Origin of the sequence: Brasilonema octagenarum UFV-OR1, from assembly GCF_963888615.1 — a bacterium.
In the GTDB taxonomy this organism is placed as follows: Bacteria; Cyanobacteriota; Cyanobacteriia; order Cyanobacteriales; family Nostocaceae; genus Brasilonema; species Brasilonema sennae.
On sequence record NZ_CAWPKW010000344.1, the window covers coordinates 1 to 15,556 of the forward strand.

Annotated in this window: 11 protein-coding genes; 4 read left to right on the forward strand and 7 right to left on the reverse strand. The window is 42.7% G+C overall.

Going from position 1 to position 15,556, the window contains the following annotated elements:
• Positions 1-289 precede the first annotated feature (289 nt).
• Positions 290-970 carry a riboflavin synthase gene (locus AC5590_RS31065; protein ID WP_169267116.1) on the reverse strand — a complete coding sequence of 227 codons (681 nt, stop codon included), beginning with the start codon at positions 968-970 and terminating at the stop codon, positions 290-292.
• Between the two features lie 340 nt (positions 971-1,310).
• Between AC5590_RS31065 and AC5590_RS31070 the strand changes: the two genes are divergently transcribed.
• Both AC5590_RS31070 and AC5590_RS31075 read left to right on the forward strand, forming a co-directional pair.
• Positions 1,311-1,808 (forward strand): bifunctional nuclease family protein, encoded by a 498-nt coding sequence (locus AC5590_RS31070; RefSeq protein WP_169267117.1) that lies wholly within the window; start codon positions 1,311-1,313, stop codon positions 1,806-1,808.
• Between the two features lie 64 nt (positions 1,809-1,872).
• Entirely contained in the window at positions 1,873-3,003 is a 1,131-nt protein-coding gene (locus tag AC5590_RS31075) for an aldo/keto reductase (protein WP_169267118.1), read from the forward strand.
• On the opposite strand, the gene AC5590_RS31080 is transcribed toward AC5590_RS31075, so the two are convergent.
• The 3 genes from AC5590_RS31080 to AC5590_RS31090 all read right to left on the reverse strand — a co-directional run bounded on the left by AC5590_RS31080 (position 3,004) and on the right by AC5590_RS31090 (position 8,855).
• A complete protein-coding gene (locus tag AC5590_RS31080; RefSeq protein WP_169267119.1) occupies positions 3,004-6,828 on the reverse strand; it encodes an MHYT domain-containing protein in 3,825 nt (1,274 codons plus the stop codon).
• A gap of 268 nt (positions 6,829-7,096) precedes the next feature.
• The gene (gene obgE, locus AC5590_RS31085) at positions 7,097-8,131 is read right to left on the reverse strand and encodes a GTPase ObgE (protein ID WP_169267120.1); all 1,035 of its coding nucleotides are present in this window, start codon (positions 8,129-8,131) and stop codon (positions 7,097-7,099) included.
• Between the two features lie 34 nt (positions 8,132-8,165).
• Entirely contained in the window at positions 8,166-8,855 is a 690-nt protein-coding gene (locus AC5590_RS31090) for a Mo-dependent nitrogenase C-terminal domain-containing protein (protein WP_169267121.1), read from the reverse strand.
• Between the two features lie 247 nt (positions 8,856-9,102).
• On the opposite strand from AC5590_RS31090, the gene AC5590_RS31095 reads away from it, so the two are divergent.
• Positions 9,103-9,921, forward strand: a complete 819-nt coding sequence (locus tag AC5590_RS31095; RefSeq protein ID WP_169267122.1) for a class I SAM-dependent methyltransferase — start codon at positions 9,103-9,105, stop codon at positions 9,919-9,921.
• Positions 9,922-10,138: 217 nt separating this feature from the next.
• Positions 10,139-12,196, forward strand: coding sequence for an NAD-dependent DNA ligase LigA (gene ligA, locus AC5590_RS31100; protein WP_169267138.1), 2,058 nt, complete (start codon positions 10,139-10,141; stop codon positions 12,194-12,196).
• Positions 12,197-12,240: 44 nt separating this feature from the next.
• Here ligA and AC5590_RS31105 read toward each other — a convergent pair whose 3' ends face one another.
• From AC5590_RS31105 to lipB, 3 genes are all read right to left on the reverse strand, one after another.
• Complete coding sequence (locus AC5590_RS31105) at positions 12,241-12,819, reverse strand: GNAT family N-acetyltransferase (protein ID WP_169267123.1); 579 nt, start codon at positions 12,817-12,819, stop codon at positions 12,241-12,243.
• Between the two features lie 394 nt (positions 12,820-13,213).
• Positions 13,214-13,669 carry a peptidoglycan-binding domain-containing protein gene (locus tag AC5590_RS31110; RefSeq protein WP_169267124.1) on the reverse strand — a complete coding sequence of 152 codons (456 nt, stop codon included), beginning with the start codon at positions 13,667-13,669 and terminating at the stop codon, positions 13,214-13,216.
• Positions 13,670-14,454: 785 nt separating this feature from the next.
• The gene (gene lipB, locus AC5590_RS31115; RefSeq protein ID WP_169267125.1) at positions 14,455-15,159 is read right to left on the reverse strand and encodes a lipoyl(octanoyl) transferase LipB; all 705 of its coding nucleotides are present in this window, start codon (positions 15,157-15,159) and stop codon (positions 14,455-14,457) included.
• Between the last annotated feature and the right edge of the window lie 397 nt (positions 15,160-15,556).

The window sequence follows — 15,556 nt, forward strand, 5'->3', positions numbered from 1 at the left end:
GCGTGCGCTTGCGCTTACGCCCAAGCCGCGTGCGCTTGCGCTTACGCAGTCGCCTCTGTCGGGAGAGCCGTCATTCGCGCTGTCTCACCGGACGCGCAAACTTTTCGCAAAATTCAAAAATCTTAGATCATAAGCTTTTCGTTGATTTTGAATGAGTGCTTTATTTGCGCGCCCGTGTACTAGAAGAGTGTGGGAGTCAAGGAGTGAAGGAGTCAAGCAAGAGAGTCATTAAGCATTAACTTTTTTCTTGCTTTGTCCCTCGCTCCTTTTTCTCCTTGTTTGTTTTTACTTACAAATACCCGTGTTCAACTAAGAATCCAGCTGTGATGTCATTTGGAATTGTCTGTGTAGCTTCTTCCAGATCCGGATTGCCAAAACAAAGGAATTTTTCGACGTATTTGCCAAGAATATCTCCCTCTAAATTCACCCAACTACCCGGACTGATGTGTTGGAGATTAGTTTCTTTGTAAGTGACGGGAATCACTGCTACTTTAAACTGTGATAGTTCAGGCTGATAATCGGCTACTGTTAGGCTGATGCCATTTATAGCAATACTTCCTTTAGAAACTATATAGCGGGCGATCGCACCTGGAGCGGTAAAAATCAATTCCCAAGAGGTTTGTGTCGCTTGTGCTGACACAAGTTGACCAATACCGTCCACGTGTCCCATAACGAAATGACCGCCGACTTTACCCCCCACTTTTAGGGATGCTTCTAAGTTAACGTACCTCTGTTGTGTTTCTTCTTGTCCTAGTGTTGTACGGCGCAAGGTTTCTGGTGAAGCCGTAGCAATAAATCCATCTTTTAAAATTTTTTCTACCGTTAGGCAGATGCCATCTACAGCAACGCTGTCACCCGTCGCTAAATCTTGCATAATGACATTAGATGGCTGAGTCACACAAGTGATTTGCCACGAATCCCCATCCAGAGGTTTTACTGTTCCTAATGCTTGGATTATTCCTGTAAACACGGCTTTTTTGCAAAACTAACTCTATTTTATTGCTTATTTTTGCCCAAAAGCAGCCAGTAATTCTCACAAATATTGATTTTCTTTCAGTATAATTTCAGACTAAATCTTATGTCAAAAGTTCAAAAAATTTATATTTATGACTGCGCACATCTAGGAAAGTAGATTATTGTCGAATTAGGCTTGTTTGACTTACTCTGGTGTTCACATCCATTTAGGAGTTTAATAGAAGCAATTATAGAGAATGAAGACTTATGTTTATCTTAACCCCAAAATCATGACAACACAAGTACTATTTGTTACACATAACTTTAGCGCCCAAAGGATTTTAGAGGCTTAGCCAATGCTTGAAATGAAAGTTGCTGGCATAGCATTAGATGCCATAACCCGTAGCCCGATTGTACTGTTGAAAGATGCTTCAGACCGCCGTGCATTACCAATTTACATTGGTCAAGAACAAGCGAGGGCAATTATGGGCGCACTGGAGAATCAAAAACCTCCAAGACCCCTAACCCATGACCTGATGGTGAATATGTTGGATGCATGGAACATAGTTTTGGAACGGATCATCATTCATTCGTTACAAAAAGATACATTTTATGCAGCTTTAATTGTGAAGCAAGGCGAACTCAAGAAAGAAATAGACGCGCGTCCTAGTGATGCGATCGCGATCGCCCTCCGTACAAATACTCCTATTTGGGTCATGGAAGAAGTGATTGCCGATGCTTCTATCCCTGTAGATCGGGATGCAGATGAAGCCGAACAGCAAGCCTTTCGGGAATTTATCTCCGATCTCCGTCCTGAGGATTTGATCAAACGCTTTGGTAATAGCGAAACATAAATGAGATATAAACAATGAGTTATGAGTGACTTGCTTAAACTCTTAACTCCGAACTCTGTTAAAAATGAAATACCGACGTTTTGGAAAAACGAATCTACGCTTGTCTGTCTTTTCCTTGGGGACAATGCGCTACTTAGCTTCAGAGGAAAATGCATGGCAAACCATCCACAAAGCTATAGTGTTGGGGATTAATCATTTAGAAACTGCTAGAGGATACGGAAACAGTGAGCAGTATCTTGGTGAAGCAATTTCGGTTGGGTTACCAGTAAACCGTTGCCAAGTTTACATCACCAGTAAAATTCCACCAACACCGGATCCTGACACTATGCGTCGGTATATTGATGAATCTCTGGAACGATTAAAGTTGGATTATCTAGATTGCCTAGGGATTCACGGTTTAAACACATGGGAACATCTTGACTGGGTAAAAGCCAAGGGTGGCTGTATGCAGGCGGTGAAGGAAGCTATTGCTGATGGTCGGGTACGACACGTTGGTTTTTCTACCCACGCGCCTTTAGAGATTATCTTGGCGGCAATAGATACAGATTTATTTGAATTTGTCAATCTGCATTATTACTATTTCTTTCAACGCAACGCAGAGGCAATTCAGAAAGCTTATGAAAAAGATATGGGTGTGTTTATTATTTCTCCTGCTGATAAAGGAGGACGCCTGTATACGCCACCCCAAACTTTGAAAGATTTATGTTATCCTCTTTCACCCTTAGAGTTAAACTATCGGTTTTTACTAAGTGATTCTCGAATCACGACTCTCAGTGTGGGACCCGCAAACCCAGATGAATTAACAGAACCTTTGCAGGTTGCAGATTGTGAACACAAGCTTACCCCAGAGGAAATAACAATCTTTCAACGTCTAGAAAATCATCAAAAGGCTGTTTTGGGAACAGACAAATGCAGCCAGTGCTATGCGTGCTTACCGTGCCCAGAAAATATCAACATTCCAGAAGTGTTGCGACTACGCAATCTTGCAGTTGCATATGACATGACTGATTTTGGGCAATATCGCTACAGAATGTTTGAAAATGCTGGTCACTGGTTTGCTGGAATGAAAGCTAGCCGTTGTACAGAATGCGGCGACTGTCTCCCCCGGTGTCCCCAAGAGTTGGATATACCAGCTTTGTTACAAGATACTCATAATAGGCTAAATGGATCATCAGGACGACGATTGTGGGGTTAATTATTCTACCACAAGTTGGGGGGTTTGTATCCTTTTATAATTGCTGAGTTCTGCGTTCTGGAGAATGCAAGGGCGCTGCCCGTTCTGAGTTCTCTGTTCGGTCAGTTCTATGACTTGCTCAAAGTCGAAATTTTCAACCAAAACTTTTAAAGTCTCAATCAAATCTACTTTGTCTGCTGGAATTTGTTCCATAAGTTGAACAATTAGCAAATCGTTACCAGCACAAGCAGCCTTTTGAAGTTGTTGTATCCACTCGCCAGGCATAGTTTCCATCACAGAAATTAAGTTAGGAGAATTGGTAACAACCTTACAAATAGGTGGAGTGATATCTGTATTTGTTGTATTTTCTGGATCAAGAAATTGCACGCCCAAATATTTGCTTATTTTTCCGACAATATCTTGTTCTTGAAAGGGTTTACTTAAAATATCATCACAGCCAGCACTCAAAATTTTGTATTTTTCTTCTTGAAAAGCGTTTGTTGTTGTAGCAATGATGATGGTTTGATGAGAATGCTGGGGTGTGTTCCTTTCCTTTTCTTTGATCAAGCTAGTTGCCTCATACCCATCCATCAAGGGCATCCGTGTATCCATAAAAATTAAGTGCGGGTGCCATATTTCCCAGAGAGTGACAGCATCTTGACCATTACTGGCTTCGTGTACTTGAAAGCCTTGTTTGTCCAGCAGCTTGACCAATAGCATACGGTTGGTTAGCTGGTCATCGACAACTAAAATCCGATAAGCGGGTTGCTCAGAAGCTAAGCGAATGACTTTGTAACTGGTGAACTCAGGAGTTTGTGTTTTCGTTTCTGTTGCCTCCTCCACAGGGATAGAAAAGCTAAACTGAGTTCCAACCCCCAAAGTACTGCTAACCTTGATTTGTCCTCCCATCATTTGCACAAACTTATGACTGATGGATAAACCCAAGCCAGTACCTCCACCAGATTTTAACCCTGTTGCAGTTTGTTCAAAGGCTTGAAATAATTTATGGAATTCATTGGGATGAATGCCACAACCAGTGTCTGTTACCTCAAACAGGAGATGAGGTGTGGTGGTGACATTCTCTGCACATTTGTTTGTCTGGGCTTGCTCGACTAACACCCGAAGAGTGACACTTCCTTTTTCGGTAAATTTAGTGGCATTGTCCAGTAAGTTAATTAAAACTTGACGCAATTTTCCTTCGTCAGTTGTGATATATTGCGGGACTTGAAGGGTACGCTCAAATACCAAGTTTAAGCCTTTAGATTCAGCTTTGAGTTTGAGCATTCCCTCTAAACTCTCAAGCAGGTAAAATAAATCAAACTTATTCTCATTAAATGTCATACCTCCTGCTTCGATTTTAGACATGTCTAAAACGTCGTTAATTAACTCCAACAGATGTTCGCCGCTACGATTAATGATACTCAGGTATTTCTGATGCTCTGCTTTGAGGGAACTGTCGCGGTTCATCAGTTGGGTAAAGCCAAGAATCGCGTTGAGTGGTGTTCTCAGCTCGTGGGTCATATGTGCTAAAAATTCGCTTTTAGCTTGATTTGCTTTATCAGCGACTTCTTTAGCTTGTTTGAGTTCGCTAGATTGTTTTTGCGTTTGTGCTAACAATTGTGCCTGTTGAATTGCTACTCCCAACTGTGCTCCGATCTGAAGGACGATTTTGATTTCTGTTTCTTTCCATTGACGAGGAGCAGAATTTTCATACGTTGCTAGGAAGCCCCAAAGTTGATTGCTGCAAAAGATTGGAACTATGATATACGCGCGTGCTTGAAATTGTTCTAACAATTCAACGTAACAAGAGTCAAATCCAGCTTTGTAAATATCCGGAACGCACCGATAACTTGTGCCAGAATGAAAATCACCGCCCTGGGTGTCGTACAGATAGGTGTCTTGTATGATCTGACGTAGATCTTGTTGTAATTCTTTAATCACACAATCGATTTGGTTAACCGCGACTTGTGTGACTTGGGATTGATTATTTTGTAACCTGATAAGTGCTTTCCAACCTTGTGCTACTGACTCAGAGATAATTTCTCCACTCCAGTCAGGATGAAAGCGATAAACCAGGACCCGATCGCAGCTTAAAACTTGTCGTAACTCTTGTGTTGTTGCACGGAAAATTTGGTCAATTTCCAAAGTTTGACGCATGCGTTGAATCACAAAAGAAATTGCTCTTTCTCGTTCTGCACTCTTAGCAAGCAATTCTTCTGCTAGTTTACGTTCTAGTTCAGCCCCTGCGCGAGCAGCAAAAATTTTCAAACAGGACTCTTTGCTTAAATCAATCTCTAGAGGCTTAACATCCATCACCACCAAATAACCGATAGTCTCGCCGTTTGAGTTGACTAGAGGAAGCAAATAGCTGTGAAGATTCAACTGGGCGATATATTTTTCTTTAAGTAAAAGTCTTGATAACTCATCGTCACAATGGCAGCAACATGTTCCATCAAAGACGACTTTACAGTGTTCGTGGCTAATAGTAGCTATGTCATACTTGAAGTTTTGATCAAAATCAACACTATTCCAGAATGCTAGGGTACCAAGTTGAGTTTTCGTTTCCGTGATAAATTCACTTACAAAGACATATGGAACTTGTAACAGTTTTGCAATATAGCGTACGCATGAGCGAAAGAATTCATCACCAGTTGTATAAGCTGTTCCCTCAACAATTAATTGCAGTGTGGCTTCAACTTGCTTTCTTTGAGTAATATCACTAAAAGTGCAGACAACCCTCTCTACACGATTATCATTTCCGACCTGGGGATCTGCATTAACTAGCAGCCAACGTTGATTTAGGCTTTTTGGATCCTCAATTCCCACGACCATATTCTGAATGGGTTTTTGTAGAGCGATTGCTTTCTGTACGGGGAATTCTTCTTCACAAAGACGTGTTCCATCTTCACGCAACAACAACCAACCAGCACCAAATACTTGATGCTGTTTATCCTGGATATTTTGATTTAGGAGATTGTTTGCGGCTTGATTGCTGCTCAGGATTTTAGCATTGCTATTGAGCAATAAAACTCCCACTTGCATCTTTTGGATCAGCATCCGAAAGCGTTTTTCACTCTCTTCTAAAGCCTTTTGTTGTAATAACTGATCTGTTAAAGATTGGTCGAAGAAAGAAGTTAATAAGGCTAAAGTTAAGATGAATAATGTCGCAACTCCGATAGCAATAGCCAACCACAACTGATTAATTACCGGAGATTGCAGTATTGATAAATGTTTATGGGGCATAAAGTGAGTTGCCCACATTCCTGTATAGTGCATTCCACTGATGGCAATTCCCATTAAAAAGGCACTGCCAACCTTCTGCCACTTCACCCCTTTCAACTCTTGATTTTTTTTCAGTCGAAATGCCAGCCAAAGAGCCGCGAAAGAGGCAATTATGGCAATGATCACTGATAAACTGACTAACTTTAAGTTATAGTCGAGCTTTGCTTGAAGTCGCATAGCTGCCATGCCCGTGTAGTGCATTGAAGCAATGGCTAGTCCCATGCAAACCCCACCACCAATTAAAACTGCTGTTGAAATAGAACGGCTCAACAACGATAAAGCTATGCTAGAAGCAAGCACCGCAAACAGCAGAGACAGCAGGGTCATCCACAGATCGTAACTCACAGGCACAGGTAATTCAAAAGCGATCATGGCAATAAAGTGCATTGACCAAATGCCCATTCCCATTGCGATCGCTCCCCCCAACAGCCAGAGCAAACGCCTGTTGCAACCACGCTGGACTCTTTTTGATAAGTCTAAAGCTGTGTATGAAGAAATAACTGCGATCGCAAAAGAAAGTCCGACTAATTCTAATTTATATGTGCCTGTTAATTCGCTATACATATTTTTTCTGCGTCTACCCAACAGACTACTCAAATGTGAACTGACTCTTTTTTTAGAAAGTACAATACTGCCACTCTCGGAAGATGCAGCAACATGGCTTCCAATAAGCAAATGAGTCATATCCACAAGCTACAATCTTTAGCTCATTTTATAGTCCACATCTCTACTCTTAAGTAAAGAATGTAAATTTTATAGTTAATTTTAAGTGAGCAAGGGATAAGCAAATTATTTCTTGATGATAAAAAATCAGCAAGATTACGTATTTTGTTCATTCTGTACTAATCTTCTCGCTAACTTCAAGAGCATTGAGTTGATCGAGTATTGACCAAATGTACTGTAACATTGCTTCTAAACCAGTACCTGTAACAGCCGAGATCAGGAAAACAGGAGAGTAACAAAGGTGATTTAATTGCGTTGCCAGCGCTTCCAAATCCTTTGTTTCCCTATCAACAGCATCAATTTTGTTCAGCGCCAAAACTTGCGGACGTTCTGCCAAACCCCGTCCATATACTTGCAATTCTTGTTGAATTATGTTAAATTCACCAATCACATCCTCACTAGTTGCATCAATAAGGTGTAGCAATACACGTGTGCGCTCAATGTGACGTAAGAAATCGTGTCCTAGACCGGCTCCTTGGGAAGCACCTTCAATAAGTCCGGGAATATCAGCAAAAACTGTGCCATCTCCAGTGGGTTTGCGCACGACACCCAAATTTGGAATCAAAGTTGTGAAGGGGTAGTCGGCAATTTTGGGACGTGCAGCGGATAAAGCTGAAATCAAAGTCGATTTTCCGGCATTAGGTAACCCAATAATCCCAACTTCCGCCAAAAGTTTCAACTCCAGACGCAGTGATTTGATTTCCCCTGCTAATCCAGGTAGAGCATACTCAGGGGCGCGGTTACGGTTACTCAAGAAATACTTATTTCCCAGTCCACCCTTACCACCTTCAGCAACGAGCAAAGTTTGTCCTGGTTCGACTAAGTCTCCGATGATATCATCAGTTTCGGCATTATAAGCAACGGTTCCGCAGGGAACTTCGATAATCAAATCCTTGCCATTTGCCCCTGTACAATTATTTGGTCCACCACGAGAACCGTTTTCTGCCTTAAAGAGGTGGTTGTATCTAAAGTCAAGCAAAGTTTGCAGGTTTTCTTTAGCAACGAACAACACGCTTCCGCCTTTTCCCCCATTTCCACCAGAGGGACCACCTGCGGGGACGTACTTTTCTCTGCGGAAGGCGACAATACCATCGCCTCCGTTTCCTGCTTCTACTTCAATTTTTGCTTGATCGATGAATTGCATAGTTAGTTAGTCATTAGTTCTTTACTCATAATGACTAAATATACGGCGAAACGTCCTCACCACACTCATCAGCAAGATAAGATAGAGCGCGAAAACGCAAGCCTACAAGTTGTTCATAAAGTGGGTTGAGTTTGCACAATGGTGGAATGTGAACAACTTTACGTTTAAACAGCTTGACATCACGCTCAAAAGGACACTGTGAAGGTATCATCTTACATAGAAAACGAGCCACTCTGGGGTCATGAATATCTAGCTTGTCAAGCCAGTTGCGCATGGGGCGCAGTGCATCAATTTGACGCTTTGTGGGTGCAGCTTGTAAAGGAACTGGAGTCGCAACAGAATCCTGCGGCTGTGGGGGTTCGAGTGTGTGGCGGAGGGCTTCTAACAGCTCCTCTGGTTGTTCTAAGGCTTTGCATAACTGGTGCAGCAGATAGTCTTCGCTGGAGGAATATATACCGTCTGCGATCGCAACTAACACTGCTGTCCGTAAGAAATTTTCTGCTGTTTTTGTACCTTTGCCCAAAATTGCAGCTAATTCCTCTGGTTCTATTGGGTCAAATGGCTCTATCTTGATGCCAGGAGCGAGTTCATCTTCAGTGATGGTGGTAATTAATTCTTGTTCTTGAGCATCGAAGTCACCATCAGCCCAAGCTATGGTGAGGAGTCCACGTAGCCAAGCGGCAATTTGTTCGCTGGTATAAGGAGATTTCACGGCACTTGTCATAAACTGACGCCTAAAGCAACTCTCACGTCCATACTAACCTGTGCTAGATGAGAAAGTATGGTGCTTGTTGGCAAAACTTTTTAGGCTCTTGATTGCTGGAGAACACTGTTGTTAGTGATTTTTTCCATCATTCTGTTGTGTTTTACTAAGCATTTCACACTCAGCGTTATCTTACGCTACAATTTCATCTAAAGTACTAATAAGAAACTTTATTATTAAATAATGAAGTGAGTTAGTAGAGGTATTTATGATTAAAACCAAGGTTGACTTAGGTATCGTACAAGAAACACTACTCATCCCACTTTGGGGAAGGGCGTCTGAACTACAGCAAACCGAGCCGATCATCTGTGATCCCAAATCGGCTGAGATTCTTGAGGCAATTGATTACGATTTTGATAAATTTGCTCCTGCTAAAAACTCTCAGATAGGTGTTTGTCTGCGAGGGATGATTCTTGACAATTGGGTACGCACCTACCTCAAGCAGTATCCGCAAGGTTCGCTTGTCGAGATTGGTGCTGGACTGAATACGCGCTTTGAACGAGTGGATAACGGTGAAGTACGGTGGTTTGATTTAGATTTACCAGACTCAATGTTACTACGGAAGCAATTTTTTGAGGAAAGCGAACGCCGTAAATTTATCACTGCTTCTGCTTTAGAGACAGACTGGATAGAAAGTGTAAAAGCAGTTAGTACAGAACCTTGCTTGTTTGTAGCAGAAGGAGTTTTGATGTATTTTAACGAACAGCAAGTCAAGCAGTTGTTTACTAATCTTTTAGAGCATTTTCCTGGTTGTTGCTTTGCCTTTGATTGTGTGTCGCAGTTTTGGATCAAAAATCAAAAAAGACATGGTGCGCTTAAGTACACTTCGGCAAAGATGTTTTGGGGTATCTCAGATATTCGCCAGATTCAAGATTGGGATTCCCGATATCAAGTGATGGAAGCTTGTGGGTTTGCAGATCTACCAGCTAAATATTTGCAGCGTTTTCCCTTAATATTTCGCTTGCTGTTTTCGTATATTCCTCTGCTACGAAATTCCTATCGCTTAGCTTTAATGAAATTAGGTTGAATTCAAAATATTTTAAGTTTACACAACGGGCAAAGATATAGCAGTTCTGACAGAACGTGCTTCTACTAAGAAGTAGAGGGCAAGGCTTAGTGAATTTGATTAAGCTATAAGCTGTAGCTTTCAGCTGTTTGGGTGTTAGGATTAATAGCCAACCTACTCCATCCCTCAAAAGGCAGAATGCTGAAAGCTACAAGCTAGTAGCGATTAAATGACGGAGATGGATGTAGTGCAAGCGACAAATACAGAAGCCAAACAGCGTGTTCAAGAACTGCGACAATTACTACAAAAGGCGAGCTTAGCCTACTACGTCCTTGATTCTCCCATTATGGAGGACGCAGTTTATGACCAGTTATATCGAGAATTGCAACAACTGGAAAATCAGTATCCAGAATTGGTTGCACCTGATAGCCCCACTCAACGGGTAGGAGAGAAACCAGCAACTCAATTTCTCTCAGTTCGTCACAATGTTCCACTCTATAGTTTAGAAAATGCGTTTAACATTGACGAGTTAAAGGCATGGTTCGGGCGCTGGCGGCGACAAGCACCTAACGTAGGAGAGGTGGAGTATGTCTGCGAACTGAAAATTGATGGTTCTGCCTTAGCGTTGACATATGAAAATGGTATTCTCACCAGAGGTGCAACTAGGGGTGACGGAGTTATGGGTGAAGACATCACCCAAAATGTGCGGACTATTCGCTCAATTCCCTTGCGGTTAAATCTTGAGACATTACGTGAAAACTCTCTTCCAGAGAGGATAGAGGTGCGAGGTGAAGCGTTTTTACCCTTGGAAGTGTTTAAACAAATCAATGAAGAAAGGCAAAAAGTCGGTGAAGCAGTCTTTGCTAATCCTCGAAACGCTGCTGCTGGAACCCTCAGACAATTAGACTCCCGAACTGTAGCCCGACGACGGTTAGATTTCTTTGCCTACACGCTACATATTCCTGGTAGAGATGATGCTAGTATCGCTAATACTCAGTGGGAAGCTCTGGAATTGTTACAAAAGTTGGGGTTTCGCGTCAACCCTAACCATAAGCTTTGTCCTTCTCTGGAAGATGTTGCACAGTATTACGAATACTGGGACACCGAAAGGCTGAATTTGCCTTACATGACAGATGGGGTGGTGGTTAAGCTGAACTCTTTTAAGCTGCAGGAACAGCTGGGGTTTACCCAAAAGTTTCCCCGTTGGGCGATCGCCCTAAAATATGCAGCAGAAGAAGCACCCACCCGTGTAGAAAATATTGCTGTCAACGTGGGAAGAACGGGGGCGCTGACTCCTCTTGCTCAAATGCACCCTGTGCTACTCGCAGGGACAACGGTTTCTCGTGCTACCCTACATAATGCTGACCGTATTGCTCAATTAGATATCCGGATTGGTGATACAGTCATTGTCCGTAAAGCTGGGGAGATTATTCCAGAAGTGGTGCGGGTTCTTAAAGAACTCCGTCCTGAGAATGCTCAAAGCTTTGTTATGCCTTCCCATTGTCCGGTTTGCTCAAGTGCAGTAGTTCGGGAGATGGGAGAAGCGGTGACTCGCTGCGTTAATATTTCTTGTCCAGCTATCCTGAAGGGGGCGATCGAACATTGGGTGAGTCGCGATGCTTTGGATATCAAGGGTATGGGTGAAAAACTGGTGCATCAACTTGTGGATAAAGGAGTGGTGCATTCTGTTGCCGATGTGTACAACTTGACAGAAGAAAAGTTATGTGCATTGGAGCGGATGGGGAAAAAGTTGGCACAGAAGTTGGTGGAGGCGATCGCCCAATCAAAAAACCAACCTTGGTCACGCGTGTTGTATGGTTTGGGTATTCGTCACGTTGGTAGCGTCAATGCTCAATTGTTGACACAGAAGTTTCCCACGGTGGAACAGTTAGCGCAAGCTTCACAAGCAGATATTGAAACTGTTCACGGTATCGGTGAGGAAATTGCTCAGTCTGTACACCAGTGGTTCCACATCAGTGCAAATCAAACTTTGATTTCTCGCTTGAAAGATGCTGGGTTGCAATTTGCTGGTGCTGTGGAACAAACAGGAGTAAGTCATGAACATCAAAAGTTTGCTGGGAAAACTTTTGTGATTACTGGTACGCTTCCTACTTTGAAGCGGGATGAAGCAAAGGAGTTGATTCAAAAAGCTGGGGGTAAGGTGACGGATTCTGTGAGTAAGAAAACAGATTTTTTGGTTGTGGGTGAAGAGGCGGGTTCTAAGTTGGTAAAGGCGCAAGAGTTGGGTGTTCGTCAGTTGAGTGAAGGGGAGTTGTTGGAGTTGTTGGAGGATTAACGAACCGCAGAGGCGCAGAGAACGCAGAGGAGGAGAGTAAACATTCATTGACGCAAATTATAGCCGTCAGCGATGACACTCTGGCGGGCAAGCCACTCGTCATGCAATAAGGCGTAGATATACTCGTCTTGCCATTCGCCTTTGATGAATTGGCTTTGCCGTAAATGCCCTTCACGCCTCATGCCAAGACGTTCCATAAGCCGAAAGGATGCTGTATTACGTGTGTCGCAGATCGAGGTGATTCGGTGTAACTTGCGGTGTGCAAAGCCATAGGTGAGTAATACTTGTGCCGCCTCTGTTGCATAACCATGTCCCTGATAACTCGGGTGAAGTGACCACCCGATTTCGCCCTTACTTTGCGCTTTTGGCAATAGGTTCATGCTAACCTCGCCAATCATTTTGGCGTCGCCTATATGCTGAATGGCAAACGCGATATAACCGCCCTCATCGCCAATTTCCACTACTGCTTGTCGGGTAAGAAAGCCCATTCCTCGCTCTTCGGTAAGTGGTTCTATAGGCGTATATCGTAAAACCTCAGGGTGAGTTTGATATGTCAGAAAATCAAGCAAATCTGTCTGTGCCATACGGCGTATAATTAACCGTTTTGTTACCACTGGTTCCATACTTTTCTTCACCTATTTCCGCAAGGAGGCTCGCGCCAAATCAAAGATTATGGCGTCGAGACGGCAGGCGCTACAAGTCGGGAAACCCGCCCAACGCGCTACCTCAGGAATTGTGGGTTAAAAACGCAACATCCCCCGACTAATAGCAACCGTAGGTAGTTTACTTACAGCATCATCAGCGACCAATTCAAGCTAAGACATGATCAAAGAAGTCGTTGGATGAATAGTGGTTTAATAGCGTTCGCGCAGGGTGTCCCCTTGCGACTCAGCGTGCCGTAGGCATAGCCCCCGGATTCATCCGTGGAGAAGAAAAGCATTTTCGCGCACCTGTTACCTCCGGATTCATCCGTGGGGATATTCTGAATTCTGACTCCTTCTCACACAGCTTCTTGTATTAATCGCCGATAATTCCACCCCACGTGAGTGGACCAACAACCCCTACCGTATTAGAGTCTATCTCACCAGACTTTTGTGTTTTAATGACGGCTGCTTTTGTGTTTGAACCAAATATACCGTCTATGGAACCGGTATAAAAATCGTCAGATTTTAAACCTTCCTGGAGTTGTTTCACGACTTCGCCCTTTTCGCCTTCTCTCAAAAATTCTCCTGGTTGTTTCGGCCAATCAGAGCGAGGACGTAAAGCCTCCCACGTTTTTCCCCCTACAATCCCATCAGCAGTAAGCTTTCTACTCTGCTGAAACTTTACCACTGCGGCTTTAGTTTTAGAACCAAACGACCCGTCTGTTGCACCTGGATCAAACTCGTTCTTTCCATCTCGAAATTTCAGTATAAACTGCAAATCTATGACTTCTGGTCCCGTAGAGCCTTCCTTGAGAACTGATACTACCATGTGCCCCCCAGTTATTGGCGAAAGTTGTAAATTTACTCAGCTATTATACGTATATTTTTATGTATTTAATAATTTAAAAAAGATTAAGATCAGTCACGATGTTCTAAACCTGTTACGTATGGAGTCGTCGCCCTACTTTTCAACTCAGCAATGAAGCTTAATTAGCAGTGATTTGATGACGTCTGAGACTACATTGCTCAGTACACTCAACGGGCTGCTGATAACCTCCTTGTTGCGCGGCTTTGAAAAGTTTCCGGTACTCGCAAAGTTTCGTAGAAGTCACATAAATTTAAGCAACAATGACATATTTACTGAATCAGTATTATATAGATCCTGGTTCTGCCTGAAAGGACAGATGTGTCAAAACGCCCGTGCTCAATACCACATCTACGGCTACGCCTATCACAAACGCTATCAGGGGTTGCCTGCTGATCGATAAATTTTCTGCATATCTAGGCAAATCTTGGAATTCTTGCCAAGATTTGCCTAGATATGCAGATGGAGGTGTATAATACAATTACGCTTGACTAGTGCGGGATGCAAAAGTAACTCAGGCATGAAACCCTTGAAACACTTGGCACAAACTAATAACAAAAAATTGAATATTTTTTTAAGTCTCGTACTGAAATTGATTTCAGTATCTCTAACTGGGGATTAGAGGTCAAGGAACCCGCGCCACGAGGCAAGGGAACCAAGCTCCAAAGGCACTTCTTATTGAGCGAACTTACACCGTAGAGTTGGACTTGCTTATATTTACGAATTTATACGTAGATATGCGTAGGTTTTTAGAAGCGGTTATCATCCTGCCACTTGCACCTGATAGAACTTCCATTTACATCATCACCAATCAATTCAACCTCAAAAACTTCTGCAAAGCACTTTGCCACATGAGCGCGTACCTCCAATAAAGAAATATCAGGAATCCACTGAGCTAAACTACCCACAGGTTTATCAGCAATACCACAGGGTACAATACGCTCAAATCCTGTCATGTCAGGACAAACATTTAATGCAAAGCCGTGCATGGTTATCCAACGGCTGACTTTAATACCGATCGCAGCAACTTTGCGCCCTTCTAACCAAACACCAGTAAAACCAGGATTGCGTTCTCCTTGTAAGCCATACATTTTGAGTGTACGAATTAAGACTTCTTCTAGTTGACGCAAGTACCAATGTAAGTCTTTATGGTAATGTTGCAAATTTAAAATTGGGTATCCTACCAGTTGACCGGGACAATGGTATGTGACTTCGCCACCTCGTTCAACTCGATGCACTTCATAGGTACTTGTCGTCTGGTCAAATTTGAGAAATTCTGAATTGCCTCCTTGCCCCAAAGTGTAGACAGGCGGATGTTCTAGCAAGATTAGCACATCTTCCAGGCTTGGGTTTTGAATGCGCTCAGCTAGAAGGGTGCGCTGCCATATCAGCGCCTCTGAGTATGGTATCACTACTTGGTTATATAGCAAACATCGATTGTTGTGCAAAGACATGTTACAAACAAAGAAAAAATCAACCAGAATACAGAGCAAAATGTATCTCTTGTAACCAATAGGGTGTGAAAAATGTCAAGCTATGCAAAGGATTTTAAAGGAAAGTCAAGGAATTGGTTTTCCAAAATACAAGATGCTAATTTTGAATATATAACCTCAATGGAGTTGGGAGGAATTCTCACAAAAGAACTGTCACACCAACAAAAAAGAAATAAGTCTACTGGGTGATGACGCCTAAACAATGGTTGACAGAAAATACAAAATTAAGAATTGCAAAAAGACTTGTGTATTTTAGGAAAAACGATTAAGGCTTCACCAAGCAAAAAACCAAAGAAATCTGCGTAATCTCTGATTGCTTTTCAACCGATTGGAATCACAGCAGAGGTTCGTGAGGTAA

Coding starts and splice junctions, on each gene's coding strand:
- AC5590_RS31070 (WP_169267117.1), top strand. CDS start 1,311: ATGCTTGAAATGAAAGTTGCTGGCATAGCATTAGATGCCATAACCCGT.
- AC5590_RS31095 (WP_169267122.1), top strand. CDS start 9,103: ATGATTAAAACCAAGGTTGACTTAGGTATCGTACAAGAAACACTACTC.
- AC5590_RS31090 (WP_169267121.1), bottom strand. CDS start 8,855: ATGACAAGTGCCGTGAAATCTCCTTATACCAGCGAACAAATTGCCGCT.
- ligA (WP_169267138.1), top strand. CDS start 10,139: ATGGATGTAGTGCAAGCGACAAATACAGAAGCCAAACAGCGTGTTCAA.
- AC5590_RS31110 (WP_169267124.1), bottom strand. CDS start 13,669: ATGGTAGTATCAGTTCTCAAGGAAGGCTCTACGGGACCAGAAGTCATA.
- obgE (WP_169267120.1), bottom strand. CDS start 8,131: ATGCAATTCATCGATCAAGCAAAAATTGAAGTAGAAGCAGGAAACGGA.
- AC5590_RS31075 (WP_169267118.1), top strand. CDS start 1,873: ATGAAATACCGACGTTTTGGAAAAACGAATCTACGCTTGTCTGTCTTT.
- AC5590_RS31105 (WP_169267123.1), bottom strand. CDS start 12,819: ATGGAACCAGTGGTAACAAAACGGTTAATTATACGCCGTATGGCACAG.
- lipB (WP_169267125.1), bottom strand. CDS start 15,159: ATGTCTTTGCACAACAATCGATGTTTGCTATATAACCAAGTAGTGATA.
- AC5590_RS31080 (WP_169267119.1), bottom strand. CDS start 6,828: ATGTATAGCGAATTAACAGGCACATATAAATTAGAATTAGTCGGACTT.